General features: G+C 45.8%; 13 protein-coding genes. 4 read left to right on the forward strand and 9 right to left on the reverse strand.

Features of this window, described 5'->3' with window-relative positions; translation table 11 throughout:
- Positions 1-69: 69 nt before the first annotated feature.
- On the reverse strand, positions 70-924 hold the full coding sequence (locus tag WBJ53_RS00325) for a gliding motility-associated C-terminal domain-containing protein (protein WP_338874060.1): 855 nt from the start codon (positions 922-924) through the stop codon (positions 70-72).
- Between the two features lie 407 nt (positions 925-1,331).
- Between WBJ53_RS00325 and WBJ53_RS00330 the strand changes: the two genes are divergently transcribed.
- Complete coding sequence (locus WBJ53_RS00330; protein WP_338874061.1) at positions 1,332-1,958, forward strand: 4'-phosphopantetheinyl transferase superfamily protein; 627 nt, start codon at positions 1,332-1,334, stop codon at positions 1,956-1,958.
- Positions 1,959-2,030: 72 nt separating this feature from the next.
- The gene (locus WBJ53_RS00335) at positions 2,031-2,903 is read left to right on the forward strand and encodes an alpha-1,2-fucosyltransferase (protein WP_338874062.1); all 873 of its coding nucleotides are present in this window, start codon (positions 2,031-2,033) and stop codon (positions 2,901-2,903) included.
- A gap of 49 nt (positions 2,904-2,952) precedes the next feature.
- On the opposite strand, the gene WBJ53_RS00340 is transcribed toward WBJ53_RS00335, so the two are convergent.
- The 8 genes from WBJ53_RS00340 to prmA form a co-directional block, all read right to left on the reverse strand.
- Complete coding sequence (locus WBJ53_RS00340; RefSeq protein WP_338874063.1) at positions 2,953-4,164, reverse strand: glycosyltransferase; 1,212 nt, start codon at positions 4,162-4,164, stop codon at positions 2,953-2,955.
- Between the two features lie 34 nt (positions 4,165-4,198).
- On the reverse strand, positions 4,199-5,062 hold the full coding sequence (locus WBJ53_RS00345; protein ID WP_338874064.1) for a glycosyltransferase family 2 protein: 864 nt from the start codon (positions 5,060-5,062) through the stop codon (positions 4,199-4,201).
- Positions 5,063-5,131: 69 nt separating this feature from the next.
- Positions 5,132-6,619 carry an O-antigen ligase family protein gene (locus tag WBJ53_RS00350; protein ID WP_338874065.1) on the reverse strand — a complete coding sequence of 496 codons (1,488 nt, stop codon included), beginning with the start codon at positions 6,617-6,619 and terminating at the stop codon, positions 5,132-5,134.
- A 55-nt stretch (positions 6,620-6,674) separates the two neighbouring features.
- A complete protein-coding gene (locus tag WBJ53_RS00355; RefSeq protein ID WP_338874066.1) occupies positions 6,675-7,790 on the reverse strand; it encodes a glycosyltransferase family 1 protein in 1,116 nt (371 codons plus the stop codon).
- 36 nt (positions 7,791-7,826) lie between these two features.
- Positions 7,827-9,050 carry a sugar transferase gene (locus WBJ53_RS00360; RefSeq protein ID WP_338874067.1) on the reverse strand — a complete coding sequence of 408 codons (1,224 nt, stop codon included), beginning with the start codon at positions 9,048-9,050 and terminating at the stop codon, positions 7,827-7,829.
- A gap of 358 nt (positions 9,051-9,408) precedes the next feature.
- A complete protein-coding gene (locus WBJ53_RS00365; RefSeq protein ID WP_338874068.1) occupies positions 9,409-9,918 on the reverse strand; it encodes a response regulator transcription factor in 510 nt (169 codons plus the stop codon).
- A 503-nt stretch (positions 9,919-10,421) separates the two neighbouring features.
- Complete coding sequence (locus WBJ53_RS00370) at positions 10,422-15,377, reverse strand: hypothetical protein (protein WP_338877133.1); 4,956 nt, start codon at positions 15,375-15,377, stop codon at positions 10,422-10,424.
- A 111-nt stretch (positions 15,378-15,488) separates the two neighbouring features.
- A complete protein-coding gene (prmA, locus tag WBJ53_RS00375) occupies positions 15,489-16,319 on the reverse strand; it encodes a 50S ribosomal protein L11 methyltransferase (RefSeq protein WP_338874069.1) in 831 nt (276 codons plus the stop codon).
- 233 nt (positions 16,320-16,552) lie between these two features.
- On the opposite strand from prmA, the gene WBJ53_RS00380 reads away from it, so the two are divergent.
- The gene (locus WBJ53_RS00380) at positions 16,553-17,005 is read left to right on the forward strand and encodes an ABA4-like family protein (protein WP_338874070.1); all 453 of its coding nucleotides are present in this window, start codon (positions 16,553-16,555) and stop codon (positions 17,003-17,005) included.
- Between the two features lie 106 nt (positions 17,006-17,111).
- Complete coding sequence (locus WBJ53_RS00385) at positions 17,112-18,623, forward strand: S41 family peptidase (RefSeq protein WP_338874071.1); 1,512 nt, start codon at positions 17,112-17,114, stop codon at positions 18,621-18,623.
- Positions 18,624-18,690: the final 67 nt, after the last annotated feature.

An 18,690-nucleotide genomic window follows, 5' to 3' on the forward strand; every position in this document is an offset into this window, starting at 1 on the left:
TAACGACACATAAGACCTGACAGTAGTTTTGGTATTGTTACGGTTGAGAGTTTGGTTTGGGTTAATGAATCAGCGTAATAAGGTAACCCGGCCAGTTTGGGTATATTCGCGGGTGGTGCTGGCCGAATCGGCTACCCGATAGGAAACCACCCACGTATACTGTCCTGATGAACAGGGCACTCCGGCAAAATCACCTTTCCATCTATTGATTAAATCGTTACTGGAAAAAATCAGGCTTCCCCAACGATTATAAATCCTGACATTTACGGAAATTGCTTCCCGTAGAAAAACCGCCAGCTCATCATTTACGCCATCGTTGTTTGGGGTAAAAGCATCGGGTACATAAATCGGATCAGGAGCGCAGGCATCGCATTGTTTTAGTTGAATATCATCGAGTGCCAGATCGTTGCCGCATCCACCAGCTCCCTGATTATTTATTAATTTCACCACAACCGGTTCCGATGTCGATGGGGCCGTGAATAAGGTCGAATACTGACGCCAGGTTGGCGTTTCGGTTAATTCAATTGAGCCAAAATCAATCGTTTGCAGAATGCGGCCATCGGTTGTCTCAATACGGATGGTCAGATTCGGGAGAGTTGGGGCACTACATATACCGGGTTTAAGTAAGTTTAACCCCCAGAGTGAAAATTCGTATTTTGTGCCGCCACATAAGCCCGATAACGACTGCTGATAAAACGTGCCAGCGTCGTCGGAGGCATTAATGATCAGCATATTACCCTGCGTATCGTTTGGGGTATGATCTTCCGTAACCGAGTGCCAGGTATTCAGAAAACAGCTACCATCTACAGTTTGAGATACCGTATATTCGCCATTTTCCGGGCACGTAGATGAAACAAATCGATAGGTGGTTAACCCTGCCAGCGATGGACTATTATTCGCTGTTCCAAAGGACTGGTCAATCACAAAATCGTTTGATAAACCAGGGCAGATTTGCGCAAAGCACGATTCACTGATAGTATACAGAATCAGAGCTATATTTACCCAGAATGTCCTATATAGCATCATCCTGAAAACGGCCAAAAACCTACCCGATGTAGTTACCATACCTCATTATTAAGACTATAGAAGGTTTGCTGCGTCACCCGTTTTGTGGGCCAGTTGGAATAAAATAGGGTATTGCTGAGTAATTTTTTACTTTTATTGTTTTAATGTTTAATTTTTGTATACTTAATAATATTAACTAATTGGCTTGCAGGGTTTTAATAAAAAACGAGAATGCACTTGCTGACGCTGACTGGCTCCCTTATGAAGCCTGTTTGTTTAGCGATGAGGTCGCTGTTTTCAGATACCGTGTTGAATTTACTTCGGCTATGGCACTTCGGCTGTTTGCCTTATTACAGCCTGATGAACAAGATCGGGCTCGCCGGTTTCATCGGCAAGAAGATCGGTTACGTTTTTCTTATGGTCGCTTGATGCTGAAATTGCTGGTCGCTAAGTATACACATCAGAATCCAGAGGCTGTTTTTGTGAGAGCAGGGATCAACAAGAAACCAGAGTTAAGCGATATTCCTGATCTTCATGTTAACATCGCTCATGCGGGCGAATGGGTTTTGCTGGCCGTTGGTAAAAAAAATGTAGGTGTCGATATTGAAAAAATCAGCCCTGATTTCCCCTTTGAAGAAATTTTATTCCAGAGTTTTAGTGAAACTGAGCGACAGAATATTGGACAAGATAGAGACCCAAGGCATCGTTTCTATCAGTTGTGGACTCGAAAAGAAGCGCTCGTTAAAGCAACCGCCAAAGGAATAGACGACGATTTTTGTCGGGTGCCATCATTAGAAGGCGAGCATTATACTGACATGGCTATAACAGGCTCGCAGGCAGAGTGGTATATTGGAAGCTTTGCGGTCTCCAACGATTATCTGGCTGCGGTTGCCCACCAGAAAATTACAGATTCTCCTAAATTTTATACGCTGGAAAGTGGCTTCTTCAATTGAAAAGAGTCAAAAAAATAGTCATTGTGCAACCCTATTGGGTAACACAATCATGTAAAGAAGACATCTATGGGCATGGTCATTGCCAGAATTGCGGGCGGGTTAGGGAATCAGTTGTTTCAATATGCGCTGGGCAGAAGCCTGGCGCTGAAAAACAACACATCCTTGTATTTTGACCTGAGCTACTACCAGCATGAATATGCAACAGACACGGTCAGAAAATTCAAGCTCTCTCCGTTCAATATCGATTATAGGCTATTAGATACATCGCCCTTCCTGTACATATCCAAAGCAACGAAACTGCTGCCTAATCGAACGTTGAAACCTTTTTTCTATTTTCTGGAAGAAAAACACTTTCATGTCGATCCTATTGTTCTTGCCTCCAGAGCTTCGTTTATTATTCTCGATGGTGGTTGGCAATCAGAACAGTACTTTAACGATTGTGCGGATATAATTCGAAAAGAGCTAACCTTCAGGCGGAAAACGGGAGCGTTGTTCGAACGATACGAAGCGGCCATTGCCAAGGCCGAAATACCCATTTCGCTCCATATCCGACGTGGCGATTATGTTAGTCATCCCGACTTTAGCCAGTCGTTCGGATTCATTGGACTCGACTATTACAAAGCAGCCATTGCCCAATTAACAGCGCAGTTTTCGAAGGCAACGTTTTTTGTTTTTAGCGACGACCCCGATTGGGTGCAGCAGAATCTTAAACTCGATTATCCACACGATTTTGTGGTGAATACTGGAGCTGATGCCGACCTTGCCGATCTACAATTGATGAGTTTTTGCCATCATCACATCATTGCAAATAGTTCGTTTAGCTGGTGGGGCGCCTGGCTGAACCCTAAACAGGACAAGATCGTAGTTGCACCTGCCCGATGGTTCAAAAACAAACCCAATTGGGATACTAAAGATCTGATTCCTGCAAACTGGATTCGTCTTTAAGCACCCTGCGTAGTCTACTGGCAACTTTGTTTAGACTTATTCCTTATGGCTAACTAACTACTGAATCAGGCGTATAGGCGGCTGGGGTTTGACGAATTATGGCTTCAAATTCTTCGGCGCGTTTTTCCCAGGAATTGTTTTTTGCCATTTCAATCCGTTCGTTAACTCGTTGGGGAGTTGTATCCGTTAAGGCACGTTGCAGGGCTTCGGCAAAATCGGTGGGTGTAACGGCCACTTGAACAACGTTGGCGAAATCGTCTAGTATCGAAAAAGGAGTCGATACAACGGGTAATCCGGCAGCCAGATATTCGTTGATTTTTAGGGGGTAAATGGTATACGTGTGCTCATTGCAGACAAATGGAATTATGGCTGCCTGCATTCGGGCCAGTAATGGCGGTAAATCGATTGGCTGATGGGGAGGAATGAAGCGTACGTTTGAATAAACCGATAATCGTTGTCTAATGGCAGGTTCGTGAACTTCACCAATGAATTGAAAGAGAACATCGGGCATTGTTCGAACGCAGTGTTCAACCAGGTTAAGGTCAATGCGATCATCGGCTGTGCCGAGATAACCTACTATTGGTTGATCAGATAATGGATTGTTGCTAAGCTGACGCGCCCGATTGAACAGGGTAAAATTGACCCCATTTTTAACACAAAACGTATTGGGCTGCAACTGGGCTTTAGCCCGACGCAATGTTTCGGAAGTAGTAACAACCGTATCGACGCGCTGGAGGTAAGGAACTTCGTAGCGGCTACCATGCCGATTCATCCATTTGGCAATAGAGATTTCATCGAAGCAGTAATAAATGGTTGCGCATTCGTTTAGCTGATTCAACATGGGTAGGCCAAATACAGGATTCAGTCCATTGACAATTAGCGGGCGATGCATGTTCAGGTCGTGCATAACGCGCCGTAGTCCCCGAACCAAACGCTCAATATTCCATTTCACAAATAAGTCGTGTGGCCTGGCCGACAGCCAGTTGACGGGAAGCATCAAAGGGGGCGTCCATACATACACCTCACGACCCTTATCGAGTTGTTTTTTTTGCAACGGATTCGATAAGCGGACCGCTTCACGAACAGGAACATCACGTTTTCCAATTATGCCCGATAGTAGATCTTTAAATGTATACTGATAATCAACATACAGCACCCGATGCCGTGCCGACAGTTCTGTCATCAGTTGGACAACTGCTTTCTGAAAATCACCTTCCCAGGAGGTCTGGCCAATGCAAATGATACTATCAAAATTGTTCATGTATAAAGTTGGATAACAGCCTGTTCACAGGCACTTAATCTTCCGACGTTTTGGTGTCGTGGGGGGGGTGAGGGGTGAGATATGAGACGGCCCGGTTTAGTTCTTTTTTTACCCGTTTGCCCAACGCCTGCCATAAAGTGCCGTCTTTCATAAGCGTTCGGGTGCCTGTCCAGGCGCGGGCCGAGCGAGTTTTCATGGCTACAACTCGTCCATACTGCATCATATCGAAACAAATGCGGCCATCTTCGCCCCAGGTTCTGTTATGCATCATATAGCCTGCTTTTAGTCCTGCTTCCCGCAGATATCCCATGCTGATGCCGTAGGCATTCAGATAAGGCCGTTTGTAGTGCCGGGCTTCTGCAACAAGGTCTTTTAAGGTTTCATGAATGGTCAGTTGCCACCTTGGTAGTTCGGGATTGGCAACAAACGAATAACGCCCATATACGCAGACAACGCCCGGTTGCTGAAGCTGTTTCATCATTTCATCCAGCCAGTTGACCGGATAAAAGCAATCGGCATCGGCCAGAAGCATATATTTCCCAACGGCCATTTCCTGAGCCATCTGACGGGCTGGGCCGCAACCCTGAATAGGCTGAAAAAACGTTCGGACATGTAATCGGTCAAATGTTTCCTGAGTCCGATCTTTTGAGTTATTGTTTACGGCAACAATTTCGAACGGAATTTTTGTGTCAAGACAGGATAAACTGCTTATGCTTCGGAGTACATTAATTTCTTCATTGTAAGCAATAACCATGATTGATACCAGCGGTTCTGTGCTGATTCGTTTGTCAAGACGTTCGTTAATTTCATCGAAAACAGATTGAGGAACCTCATCGATGCTGGTATACGGATAGTCGTGCTGCTTTAGCCATCTGGGATTTGAGAAAACGGTCATCATAATTTTTAATGGTGTAAACGATTTATGGGTTAATAATCAATTCTCAACCGTAATGATGCACCAATCGCATTAGATTCGAACGTGCAGGTTTGGTTCTCCAATCATATCCAGCGCAGAAATTTTCTGAGGTTGGGTATCCCATCGTTCGCTGGTTGTGAAAAGGATCGATGTGATATACAAAAACGTACAGGTCGGAAACTGACTTAATGTTGGGTTCGAATAACACATCAACGCGATCCCAATAAAATCGGCCAGCAATGCCACCATCAATTTAAATAACCAGGGGTCTTTAATCTGCCAGACTTTATAAGTCCCATAGCCAACAATTCCCGCAATCATCAACAGATAGATCGTTAAGCCAACAATTCCCGTTTCGATCCAGATTTCGACATACCAGCTATCGGGCGGAATCTGAGCGGCAAAGTGATCGGGTGAGAAACGGGCACCGGTATCAGCCGAAGTGCCGATGCCAGCCCCAAACGGTAGGTTTTTTAAATAAGCCCTAAGTTTTTGCTGGTTTTCGAGCCGGACCAGAAAAGACGCGTCTTCTCCTGGGTGTAAAGCTGTTCTGATTCGATAGATATGGTAATTTGAGTCGCCAATATGGGTGAAGAGAAGTATGGCCAGAATTGGAATTGCTATAGCAGCACCCTGTAGAATCAGTTTGAGGTTTCGACGAAGGACCAGATAAGCCGGGAAGCCTGCTATTAACACAAAAAAGGCGCTCCGGGTACCCGAGATCGCAAAGGCCCAGAAGAAAATAAAGGCCAGTCCCAGATAGAAAAGTCGGTGAATAATACGTTTTTCTTCGGCAAATTTGAAGGAGCAGAATAGCGTAGCACTGGCCATCTCAGCCCCAAACTGCGACGCATCGGAGTAGAACGAAAATGTACGTAACTGCCCCCAAAGCAAATGCGTTTTGGCATTACCTTCGGCTAACCATCGTTCTTCGGCTTCGGCCAATCCGATATATTGTTGTTTAAACCCCCAGATAGCGGCCAGAAACGACCAGATCAGCCAGGTTTTGATCAGTAACTTTATTTCTTCTTTCGTGATTGGTACAACCAGCATAATGGTCGCCATGTAGAACCAGTTTAGCGAAAAGGCCCGGGCATGGTAAAACCAGGCGGGTTTGTACGGTGCTTCGGGGTTAAGCAGTTCCAGAATCGTATAGACCAGCCAGAAAACCAGCAGAAAATAAACCGGATGCCGTAATCGCTTCCAGTTCATACGCTTGGCATTTAGAAATACGCTGAGCAGCGTCAACATCAGCACACCATCGAGCGACAGGCCAAATGGCAAATCGCTCTGAACAAAACGGGTGAACCCGAGTGCAAACGATAAATGAATATAAATCAGCAACCCAACTTTAGGCTCCAGCAGTATACTTAAGACTACCAGTAAGGCTATTGGCAAACCTACGGTCATCAGCACACCTGTCATGCCAAAATTACCGATCAGCCAACCGGCCATTAAGGCAATCAGAACCCCCAGCGCAGTGAAGACATTGCGGTTGTGCCGAAGCTGTTGTGTAAGAAGAAAGGTTCGTTCAAACATCTTGTTAATAATCCCTCCCAATCATTGTTGCGGACGGATAGGTTAGTCGAAATCGCTATCGTAAAGACTTATATAATGCCAGAGTTCGTTGAACCGATTCTGACACGGGAAACAGGCGTAGCCGTTTGGCTCCGGCGTCGATTAATCGCTGCCGTCGCTCAGTATCCGTCAGCAACGAATCAATTGCATTGACCAGATCATCGATTTGGTTAAGCTCGAAATAGGCGGCTGCATCGCCTGCAACCTCCCGAAAACAGGCTGTATTACTGAGAACCATGGCACAATTGGCCCGGAAAGCTTCCAGAATGGGTAATCCAAAACCTTCATAGAGCGATGGATAGACAAAACAGAGTGCGTTCTGATACAGAAAAGTGAGCTCTTCATCAGTGGAGCTAAGATGACGCACCCGATTGCCGAGCGATAACCGATAAATATATTCCCGTTCGGCAATGCCAAGGCTTCCTCCTCCTGTCAGAATAAGGTGTAGGTCAGGATAGCGGGTTTGCAAGATCTTAAAGGCTCTCAGAAAGAAATAGAAATTCTTGTAGCCATTCCGGTCGCCTACATAAAGCAGGTAGTTTGATGGTAAATTTGAAATAGGCCGACTTTTTGCAGGATCGGTTGTTTCTATACCATGATAGATAACATGAATTTTGGCTGGATCTACATCAAAGAAACGAATGAGGTCATTCCGGGTAGCGTTTGAAATAGCGATAATTGCATCGGCCCGTTCAATGTTCCGCCGTTTCTGATATGTGAGCGGGTCATGTGCCCAGAAATACTCGGGATACCGCTCATAGGTCATGTCGTGAATTGTAACGACGAGCGGTTTCCGTAACATGTTCAAAAAGTAAGTACTGTAGTAAGTCGGATGAAAGACATCGAAATTTTGCCGGGTCAACAACTGTCGGCAATAAAATTCATTGATCCGGTAGCTTACTGTTGTTTTTAGATTGATAAGTGGGCCTGCAATGAGATTATTCAGCGGCAGGCGCTCGTTTTGCAGGTAGTAGTTTTGGCTATGTAATACCCCAATTTTACACGAAACATCCGCAGAGTTGCGTATACCATCAATCAGGCTAACGAAGTACCGGCTGATACCTCCGTAGCGTTGAGTGCTAAATTTCTGATGGTCGATAAATACATTCGTCATGGCATAAGTAGCTTGCATCAGGAACGTACTGGCCTCCTGAAGCCTGGAGGTCTGTTATACATTCTCTTTCTGCCATAGGTTAAAAAGCGTTTTCCAGAGAATATACATATCGGTCTTAAACGAGAAGGTGCGGGCATATTCGATGTCGAGTTGAGTTCGTTCCCAGTCCGACATAGGCCCCTGGCCTTTCGCTCGTTTCTTTACCTGCCATAGTCCTGTGAGCCCGGCCGGGCCCGCAAAGCGTTGCGCAAACTCATCGGAAGTAAGTTTTTCGGCCTCATAGAGCGGCAGTGGTCGATTGCCCACCAGCGACATATCGCCTATCAGAATATTAATTAGCTGGGGCAATTCATCAATACTGCTGTTGCGTAAAAACGTGCCAAAGCGAGTAATCCGGGGATCGTTTCGGAACTTCATAAATTTGGCCGCTTCTTCATTTTCGCGCAGGAACTGCTTTTCGCAGATAAGTTGGTTTTGGTCGAACAGAGGTTGTTGGCAGGGAATGCCTTTCTGCCGACAGGAGTCACAGAGGAAGGTTGCCCGTTGAGCCAGGCTCTCGTGCGAACTGGATTTCTCAGACCCTCGTGCGTAAATGTTGTTCGAAGCAAGTTCCTGAAGCTGCTGATCTGCCTTTGTGCTCATTGTACGAAACTTGTACATATTGAACACATAAAAATTAGTACCTGCCCGTTTCGATTTATACAGAATTGCCCCCCGCGAATCTAGTTTGATCAGGATAGCAACCAGCAGAAAAACGGGGGATAGTATTAGTAGTAGCAGAAATGAGACAACAATGTCAATAGCGCGTTTCCACCAAGGCAAAGCAATCCGATGGTTAACCAAGAACGACTGCGGCTCAGGCATTGATAAGACCCGCTTTTTCAGATCGAGATAATAGCGAATTTTAGATTGCAGGTCATACTCATCCTTATCAATAGTTAAGATATCCGTAGCGCCTTCCTGTAGGGCTGACTTCATCAGGTTCGGCCAGACATAGTGCGATGTGATTAGAATCGGTACGGTCTGATAAAGAGTGTTACTTCGTACACAAGCGATAATTGCCTGGCTACTTCGCTTGTCGGCAATAATCAGATCGAGTGCAGGCCGATCGGCGAGCCAAGCAATGGCATCGTTTACGTGAAGAAACCGAATAACAGAACACGCTTCTCCGGCCAGATTAGTAATTTGGTTGGCAATCAGATCATCTGCTTCTATTAATAAGAGGCAAAATGTAGGAGTTATATCCACAACATTCGATTTGATGAAGCTTCCAATCATTACATTATCCTTTTGTGCATTTATACAGTATTCGAATCGATTACTGTAGACCTGTATGCAACTGATCTAAGGCTTTATGTCCTATAGAGAAAGGTGCCAAATAGCAGGCGATTTTTGTACAAGTCTGTTATTCAGTCTGATCTGAGTTGTTTTTGATAAGCTTCGAGGAACAGGAAAGATGAATGAACTTCTACTTACTTCGTTTTTGCTTAATCAGTATAGCTTAAAATACTATTATGTTACTATTGCTTTGAAAGCGCAAACTGATCCTTATCTGTTTTTTTAAAGGCTGATTGATGATGATGTGTGAATAAACCCTACTTCTGCTTATGCGAATCCTGGCTCTCTCAAATAAAGGCTAAGCACTCTGAGCTACTAAATACCCCCTGAGTAACATCGAAAGAATTTTTGATTTAGGTTGCCAGAATGGCTTTTCTTCCGTTTGTAGTTGAACCGGAGCGGTAGGTTCCTGAGCCTGCTCGGTTTGTGAAACGGTTCGGCGAAGTATAGCGTGTATTTTCGCTTTTACTTCCAGTGGGTTAAACGGTTTTGATACATAGCTATCTACACCTTGTTCGAGGCACTCGATACGCGTATTACTATCGGGGGCGTTCGAGAGAACAATAACAGGTGTTTGAAATATCAATTTACTCATCCGAATCAGCTTAGTCAGTTCAAGGCCGCTAAAGACTGGCAAGTTCAATTCGGTAAGCACACAATCGTAACGATTTCCCTGAATTAACAGACGAGCTGCTTCGTGACCTGTGTGAGCCACAGTGATAGAAAAGTCGCTTTTTAACGTCTGTATGAGAATATCAGCTACGTAGGGATTTTCGTCCACTATTAGCAAATGATATTTTGAATTCATTTTATGCGCCTTTAAGTTTTAGAAGATGGGTTAGATCTAAGTTTTAGACTACTTACTCTATCTCTGGTTACCCCTATGAACAAAAAAAACTAATCAGCAGCCATTGGAATCCATATCAGGCAGAGAGCCGAAAATTACTTTTTTTATAGAATTAATTTATTGATTATTCGGAATAAATATCTGTTTTTCAGTAGAATGATCTTGACTGGAAAATCAGTTTTTCTACTACCGTAATTCCTGAAAGATATAATTATTTTAAGAATTACCTTTGCGTTTCCGGTGCATTAAAAATTAACTTAATCTAATTAATCCCTTTTTTGTCTAATTTTTCTTTACGAGAAAATGTTTTATAGATGAGTGTATTTGTAAGCTTTAAGGATTGTTATTTTTAATTGTGGAAACAAATGAAAAGTGGCAAAATGGTCATACTTCTATAAAATGAATCAGCGGTATGATCTATACAGAACCGAAAAAGGAGCAGAGTGCCTGCTCCTTTTTCGGTTCTAAAATCCTTCTTTTTCGGCTTCCTTATCCTTTTTCTTTTCTTCCTTCTTCTTCTCGTCTTTAACAACTTTCTGACCAGGTTGTAGCTTCGCTTTAGGTACTGGCTTCGCTTTCGTTTTATACTGATCGAGGTAGCGATCAACAAAAAGGGTTTTTTCGTCGACCGTAGCCGGAACAACTTCCAGCGTTGCTTTTGCACTGTTTTTTGAACCAGCTAACAGTCGATCATTGATCTCCTGCTCCGAAGTAACAATGGCTAATTGCCCCAGCGCCGTTGGTGTATTACCGGGTTTATAATCATAAAAGACCCAAACATCGGGCGATGACTCAAGATAGATGCTAACTTCGTCGCCATTGGTTGTTTTTCGGATTTCGACAAAACCGTCCATTTGTGCATTAATGTCGGTTGTAGCAATATTCGAAACGCCTAACTGTCCGGTACTATAAAAGGCACCGAATTTGTCGGACCATCGCAGGTTGGCATTGGCCAGCACCAGCATAGCATTCAGTTTAGGAGACGCCTGACTCAGCGATACATGCTGATTCTGTGCTTTCAGGCGGTATGCATCTACAGCCTGCTGGCCAATTAAAGGTACCAGTTTATCGGAGAGTCGGTTCAGGTCGTCGTCGGCTGCTTCGTCGTTTTTCTCCTCCAGGTTGGTTTTAACAAGCTTATCGCCAATCAAACTGTTAATCTGCTCAGGTACAGGAAAGCTGAAGGCCAGCAACGTATTCAGACGGTATTGAGCACTGTCGATGTTGATCCGGGCCGAACCAGAAGCTAACAGATACTCATTCGGTGTTGAGTTCAGCAGGTTCATTTTTCCCTTGAATGTCATCAGACCACGGGCGTCGTTGAACGTAAAGGCATTTTCAACATCATCGGATGCCTCAGCCACTGAACTTGCCGAACTATCGGCCGATGCGACCACCGCGGCTTCTGCCGGGGCATCGCCCGCTTTTGAGGTAATTCGGTAAACCTTATCCTTTTCGTCGTAGCTCATGATGCCCGTTGCCGAAAACAGGTCAATATCTCTGGGGTCTTCTTTCGGAGATAAGAATGTAGGATACAGACCTGAATTATCGGCCCGGAAATGAATACCAGCTACCAGCGGTTGACCGCCTTCGTTTTTAAGGTTTTTGTCGACTTTAATCTCAAGCCGTTCGGCTATTTTTTCCTTGAATGGTATCCAGCCGCCAACTAAGTCGGGCCGTTTTTTCAGGGCTGGTTTAATGGCACCATCTAATGCCAGATCCCGTTCGGGAGCCTGCATGGTAATTGCGCCTTTAAACAACATTTTTGGCGCAAGCTGTAAGTTATCGTCTTCGTCAACATCGGCACGAGCCACCGTAAAATAAGTGGTTAATGGCTTTTGTGATGAACTGCGTCGGCTACGGGCCGTTTTTTTTGTGTCGGCAGTCAGATTGGCCGGAACCTCTTTCAGTTCGAAGCTTCCCATTTTTATACTGGCCGTATCGCCTGTGGCGGTAGCAAACTGATAGGTTGCGTCGCCCGCAAATTTTGTCCGCGACAAAATCTGGATGTTTCCATTTTTTAGCCGGTGGAATAAATTGATAGTATCCAGTTCCAGCTTCGCATTTTTCAACGCCAGCATCTCACCATTTCGACGGATTGTGACGGAGCCTTTGTAGGGGTAAATCCGGGCATCGGCCGATATAACATAAGGGACACCGCTAATATTGAGCATCATCTTCTCTACGTCGTAGAGTGCCGCCGACCCATTGAAGGTGAGTTCTTCCTGCTCTTCAGCAGTAGCCGTAAATGTTGAGCTTTTAACATCGCCCTTCATCGCAATGGTTTTGGCATTGATGTTCCATTGCGCACGATTAATGTTTGTTTTATAGGCCGCAAACGGAAACTCCAGGCTCGATGCAGCCACCGTATCGTCGATACTTGTGCTATTCGCAGTGATGGCGAGCCCAACAATTCCTTTTGTCTGGTTGAAATCAACATCAATTCCTTTTCCGAGCAGAACGGGTCGGTTTACATCTTTGTCCGATACAATCTTGAACTGCGCTTTGCTGGCAACGAAACCTTCCTTATTGAATTTAATCGTTTGCGAGATGGCCTCAGAATCTTTCCGGCGAAGGGTGCCATGGCCAAACAGCCCTCCCGAACGCAACACCAGTGCTCCTTCCAGATTGGCTGTTGCATTATAGAAGTTAAAGTTATTTTTCTGGGTCGTAATGACCATACTATCGGCTTTGGGCCACCACTTCAGGCTGTAGTTATTCAACTGAACCTGCGGGAAATACCCTTTTCCAACCAGCCCTTCTTTAATTTCTCCTTTTTCGCCCGATGCTAGTAGCGAATCTGTCATAAACAGAATCCCTTTGGTATTAAGGCTGGCTGTTAAGTGGTTAAGTATACCCTCTGCACGAAGCCCCGACTTATCCATCACCAACTCGCCCGTAAATTTCACGGTTGATGGCACTGTGCCTTTCTTCGTATTATAAACTGGATAGCCCGTTGGCGGAGCTTTGTGAACAAACCCCAGTGTATTGTCAGGCATGGTTTTCAACTCAGCCTTGAATGGAGGAAAAATACCGTCGGAGTAAAAAGTACCCATAAACGAGATGTCTCCTTTACCAATGCTATCGTTATCGACAGCTGGAATTTTAAAGTAAACTTTCTCATTATAGGTAATATTGCCCCGAATCGACTGATTAAAATAAACGGTCATTCCTTCGGGCATCACCAGTCGTTGGGTCGTTTTCTTTCCGGCAATTCGCCCCGATTTATTGTCGGCACTACCGAAATAAACAGTTCCTGGTTTTTCATACTTAATGTCGCCCCCAATTTCGCCTTCCTTACCCTGAGCGGCCAGTTTGGCCGATGAAAACGTAATAGAGTCGATCTGGTTGAGGTTCATAGCGAACTTGTCGTAGTCGAACTTCAGATCGCGACCGGCGTAGCGCAACGTTCCGGCTTTGAGCTGCCCATTAATTGTGAATGCCCGTCCTTTGCCAACGCGAAGTGTTTTATCGGAAGGAATACCGAAAATCTTCAATGAATCGGATAGCACAAACCGATCAACTCCACGGATTGTTAGTATTTTATCGTCGAGATTAATGGTGGCATTTTTAATACTATCGCTGGAAACAAACAACGACTGCACCTGAAAATTGTCGTAATCACGTTTGCCCGCATAAGCCAGCACATAGAGGTAGCCTTTTCGGCTCAGTCGCATTAGGCCCGTGGTCGGGTCGCGGTCGAGGTAGCCTTCCAGTACCATTCGGCCTAAAGCACCGCGAAGAGCGACGGGTCTTACTTTGGCAAACTGAATAATATCGTCGTCGAAAAACGTCTGTTGTTTCTTTGTTGAGATGTAGTTGGCTACGATCTGGAGCGGATGGAATCCATAATCGACCGTAAGGTCTGAATACCGCTGTGGTTGAAAATAATCGTATGATTCGAAACGGACCGGAACCTCGCGTTTAGCTCCAATCTGATAGAAATCAACTTTCCGACGGGGTAAATCCCACCGCATTACTTCGGGCAGAATATAAAATTTGTGGTACGAATCGGCATACGGTACCCGGGTATATTCAGTACGTTGTTCGCGGTCAAGCCACGCAATCCGCTGATTCTTATCATACCGAAACTGAACAGATGGGTGCGTAATGGAGTCGGTATCGACATAGCCCACAAAAGCGGCCGATTTTGCCGAAATCAATGGTTTGCCCGTACTAACTGCAACACTGTCGAAGCCCGTGCTGGTAGTATCGCTGATACTAAAATCAAATCGGGGGCTACTCGCTTTAAACGCTGTTTTCCCGTTATATTTTACGGTTAGTTGTGCTGGTCGCCCACTAGCCGATGCACCAACCATCTGCGTTCCTGACAGGGCAATTCCACCAAGGTATTCGACATCTGGCCCCAGATCGGGCAGTTTAACATCACTTTGCCACGACATAAACCGGGGGTAGGTTACCGGGCCGCTTTTTTTCTTACTAACATATTCGAAAACGCCTTTGATGGGCTTCGTTTTTTCGTAGGTAAGCGTTACATCATCGGCCATGAGTTTCGGGCTCATAGTGGTCATCGAATAGTCACTCAGGGTTACAAAAATATCGGGCCTGCCAACGGTTTCCCAGGCAAACTTGCCTCCTTGACCTACCCAGATGCCTTCTTTTAGCAGTAAATCGCCATTGGTGTTGCTCACCAGAGCCGAATCGCCATTAGCTACAATCGCCAGTGAAACGTCTTTGAGGGTAATAACAGCACCTGCTACCGCTGGAATCGGACGACGCTGAGGAATAAACTGTGGTCCTAATGGCCGTGGCAGGCTGGAGTCTGATAGGACGGGTGTGTCCCAGCCATCGAAACGCGAGCGTTCTGCTGCGGCTTTGGCGGCCGCAACCGAATCGGAAGGGGTTTGTATACCGCTGGGGTTAGGCTGAACTGCATCGACAAACCGAAACTGAAATGAGCCACCCAATGCATAGAGTTTGTTATAGTTGCTGGCATACAATTCGCGTCGTTCCACAAAGCGTCGGGCTGTTTCGAGGCTGCGGGCAAAATTTTTGGGATCGTTAGCTTCAAATAGTTTTTCAGCAACCGTCAGGAGCCCATCAACATCAGCCGAAGTCGTGGCTTGTTTCTGCGTGTTTACCGTATGGTAGATTGCTTCATACAAAGGCGCAAAATAAGTGGCTGCCTGAAGCCGTTTCTGGTTCATCTTACGGCTCAGCGTCATAATGCGTTCCTGCTGCTGGGCCGATAGCTGATTTTCTGACCACATTGCCTGAAGGTCGGTTCCGGCCCGGACGGCCACGGCCCCACCCGTAGCCATCAGTTTCTGAACATCGGCCATAAACTGGTCGGGCTTGTCCGAAATGCGGACTGCCTGCCCAAAGGAAGCCGAAGCAGTCAGGCAGAAAAAACCGATGGCAATTGTTTGTAAGGAAGCAGACCAGCCGCGTATAAACATACGGCTGAACGGCCTGTAACGAAACAGACCACCGCGCTGTGTGAAGTAGATGCGATTCATTATGTATCTGTTGCGAAAAGTATTGCCCTAACGTTTCGTGGTGGAGGTAACTTATTTTTTAAACGAAAGCGATGTCCAATCCCGAACCGACATGGTTTTTAACGGGAAAACGCCCGAATCAATGGCTTTCTGTCGGATGTCAGGAGCATCGTGCTCATAAAACCCACTAACTAACAAATACCCCTCTTCTGTCAATAAATGGGTGTAAATGGGGATTTCTGCCAATAATACATTTCTATTTATATTGGCCAGCACAATGTCGTACTGACCCGCTTCATTTTTTATATCATTTATGGTGCCTTGAAATACCGTAATCTGTGGGCAGTTGTTCAGGGCTGCATTTTCCAGCGCATTTTCTACGGCCCATTCTTCAATATCAAATGCCTGAACAGATCGGGCCCCCATTTTTACCGCCAGAATTGCCAGAATACCCGTACCGCAGCCAACATCAAGAACGGTTTTCCCCGAAAAATCCAGTTCGAGCTGTTGTTCCAGCATCATAGCTGTTGTTTCGTGATGGCCGGTTCCGAACGACATTTTTGGATTGATAACGATGTCGTAACGAAACCGGGCGTCCGATTCATGAAAGGACGCCCGGACCCGGATACTGTCGCCCACTTCAATCGGCTCGTAATCGCGCTCCCACTCGGCGTTCCAGTTTCGTTTCTCTAACGAATTGACTTCGTAAGCTATTGCGGTCTGACGCTCGTATTTAGCAACAAGTTCCTGTATGGCTTGCTCGTCGAAATCAGGTTCGGTTATATAAGCGTTTATCCCCTCGTCGGTTTCGATAAAGGATTCAAAACCCAGCTCGCCCAGTTCGGCGGTGAGGATGTCGGTATAGTCGGGGGAAAGGCGTAGTTGAAGTTCTATGTAATTCATACCTCTAAAGTAGCGAAAAAGGCAAGTGACGCGGCTTTTCTGTGGCTAAAGAATAGCGACTGATGAAACACCGTATCTTATACCAGTATGCTTTCTCCGAAAAGTCTTTCCGATTGTAGCTTGTAGTTTTGATCCGTTAATCAGTTATCCTTTGGCTTATAAGTGGTTCATTGTTAGGGTATATAAAGCTTTCGTATCTTACGGGAAACGAAACAATAAAGTCATTTCTGCTCATGACGCCCGAAACTGCTTTCACCTATGCAAACCTGCTGGTATTGCCCCAATGGATTTTTATGGTTGTTGCTCCACGCTGGCGTGTAACGCAAATGCTGGCCCAGATGCTACCAATTCCTATGATTCTGGGCAGTATGTACATTTATTATCTGCTTGTGGCGCCAGCCGCGCCGGATGGCTCCGGTCTGGATTTTCAGGCATTCGGCTCGTTGGCAGGCGTACAGTCATTATTTAAAGGCCAGAAAGAAATGGTGCTGGGTGGCTGGATTCATTACCTGGCCTTCGATCTGGTGGCGGGTAGCTATATTTTACGTGATGGGCAAACCCGTGGTATTGCTCATGCGTGGCTCATTCTCTGTCTGTTACTGTGTTTTATACTCGGTCCCAGTGGATTATTGTTATATGGTCTGCTCCGCATATTTCTGCCAAATCAGGCCGAAACAAAATTTTAATAAGATATTAAACAATTTTGATTGATTATAGTTACGCAAAACCCTATCTTCACAGTAGGATTTATAGTCGCGTAAAAAAATGCCAACACTACCGTAACGAGTGACAATGAAAATTAGCCGAATTCTAGTTTTCCTGGGCTTTTTTATCGGGTTGGCCTGCCCGATTGTGTCGGCGCAGGAGCTTACTGCCAGTGAGGCCCGATCCGATCTTTCTTATCTGAAGCGGAAATTAGATTTGCTGCATCCTGGAATGGGGTATTATACACCCAAAGCCGAAATGGAGCAGTTATACGATTCGTTGTATAATCGGCTGACGGCCCCAATGGATTACCTGACATTTTATCATCATGTCAGTCCACTCATCGCGGCAATTAAAGATGGCCATACCAATTTAAACCACCGCAGAAACTTTATCGGTAAAACAACCCGGTTTATTCCGTTCTATATCCGGCCAGTGGGCGAGCAGTATTACATCAGTCATAACGTGTCGGCCGATACGAGCCTCCACCGGGGCACCGAACTATTAACCATCAATGGTCATCCTATTGCTGACCTGCATCGCGAATTAATGGAAGCCGATCGATCGGGTTCCGATGGCGATAATCTGACCGGCCGGCGTCAGTGGAGTCTGGTGCAATTTGCCGACTATTATGCCGCCTGGTATGGCTGGGCCGACTCAATAACCATTACGTATCGATTGGCAACTGATACACTTATTCACAAAAGTCGCGTAGGATGCCTGACGTTGAATAGCTTTCGATCGACTATGCAGCGACGCTACCGGAATGAAATTGATTACCGGCCCAATCTTTCGGTTCGGATCGTCGATTCGGCTACTCATACGGCTGTATTGCGGGTGTCGACGTTTATGGGGTTCAAGAAAAAAGATCCGTTTCAGTGGGTATTTAACCGTCGACTCAAGCGGGCTTTCCGGCAACTTCGTGATCAGAACGTACAGAACCTCATTGTTGATGTGCAGGGGAATGGAGGAGGCATTGTGCTGAACTCGGCTCGTTTGCTTCAGTATTGGCTCCCCAAGCCATTTACTATAATGGAGCATGAGGAGATGAAACGAGCTGCACGTAGCGAACTGATTACCCGCTGGAATCCGCTTTCGGCTCTAAACTTCAGTCTTCAGTATAAGGCAAATGGCTCGGACGGATTTGCCAGCCGTTCGACACATCGGCGATACCGGCCCCGGCAACGAACGGCTTTTAGAGGCAATCTGTATTTTTTAATGAATGGAGGGTCGTTTTCTGCAACGACATCGGTGCTGGCCAAAACGCTGGATGCGGGCATTGGAACATTTATTGGTGAGGCCAGTGGCAGTGCATACTGGGGCGATTTTGCCGGGCATTTTAAGACCATTACACTGCCTTATTCGCGGATTCAGGTTCGGATTCCGCTCAAAAAACTAACCCATTCGGTTGTGGCCGATCGGGCAAACGGTTTCACGGTAGAACCAGACTTTACGGTTACGCGTTCTTATGACGACCTGCTAACCAACCGCGACTACATACTCGACTATACGCTACGGCTTATTCGGGAAGGGGTGGTCGCTCGTCCGGCCTTAATTAAACAGCCAATTAAGGCCAGGTCGTTGCAGGCATCGCGTTAAAACCGTACTTTTATCGCTATTCTGTTTACGGTATGCTATTGCGGTTGTCGGCCCGATGCATAGGACT

This window comes from Spirosoma sp. SC4-14 (assembly GCF_037201965.1).
GTDB lineage: Bacteria > Bacteroidota > Bacteroidia > Cytophagales > Spirosomataceae > Spirosoma.

Coding starts and splice junctions, on each gene's coding strand:
- WBJ53_RS00330 (WP_338874061.1), top strand. CDS start 1,332: ATGGCACTTCGGCTGTTTGCCTTATTACAGCCTGATGAACAAGATCGG.
- WBJ53_RS00335 (WP_338874062.1), top strand. CDS start 2,031: ATGGTCATTGCCAGAATTGCGGGCGGGTTAGGGAATCAGTTGTTTCAA.
- WBJ53_RS00340 (WP_338874063.1), bottom strand. CDS start 4,164: ATGAACAATTTTGATAGTATCATTTGCATTGGCCAGACCTCCTGGGAA.
- WBJ53_RS00345 (WP_338874064.1), bottom strand. CDS start 5,062: ATGATGACCGTTTTCTCAAATCCCAGATGGCTAAAGCAGCACGACTAT.
- WBJ53_RS00350 (WP_338874065.1), bottom strand. CDS start 6,619: ATGTTTGAACGAACCTTTCTTCTTACACAACAGCTTCGGCACAACCGC.
- WBJ53_RS00355 (WP_338874066.1), bottom strand. CDS start 7,790: ATGCAAGCTACTTATGCCATGACGAATGTATTTATCGACCATCAGAAA.
- WBJ53_RS00360 (WP_338874067.1), bottom strand. CDS start 9,050: ATGATTGGAAGCTTCATCAAATCGAATGTTGTGGATATAACTCCTACA.
- WBJ53_RS00365 (WP_338874068.1), bottom strand. CDS start 9,918: ATGAATTCAAAATATCATTTGCTAATAGTGGACGAAAATCCCTACGTA.
- WBJ53_RS00370 (WP_338877133.1), bottom strand. CDS start 15,377: ATGTTTATACGCGGCTGGTCTGCTTCCTTACAAACAATTGCCATCGGT.
- prmA (WP_338874069.1), bottom strand. CDS start 16,319: ATGAATTACATAGAACTTCAACTACGCCTTTCCCCCGACTATACCGAC.
- WBJ53_RS00380 (WP_338874070.1), top strand. CDS start 16,553: ATGACGCCCGAAACTGCTTTCACCTATGCAAACCTGCTGGTATTGCCC.
- WBJ53_RS00385 (WP_338874071.1), top strand. CDS start 17,112: ATGAAAATTAGCCGAATTCTAGTTTTCCTGGGCTTTTTTATCGGGTTG.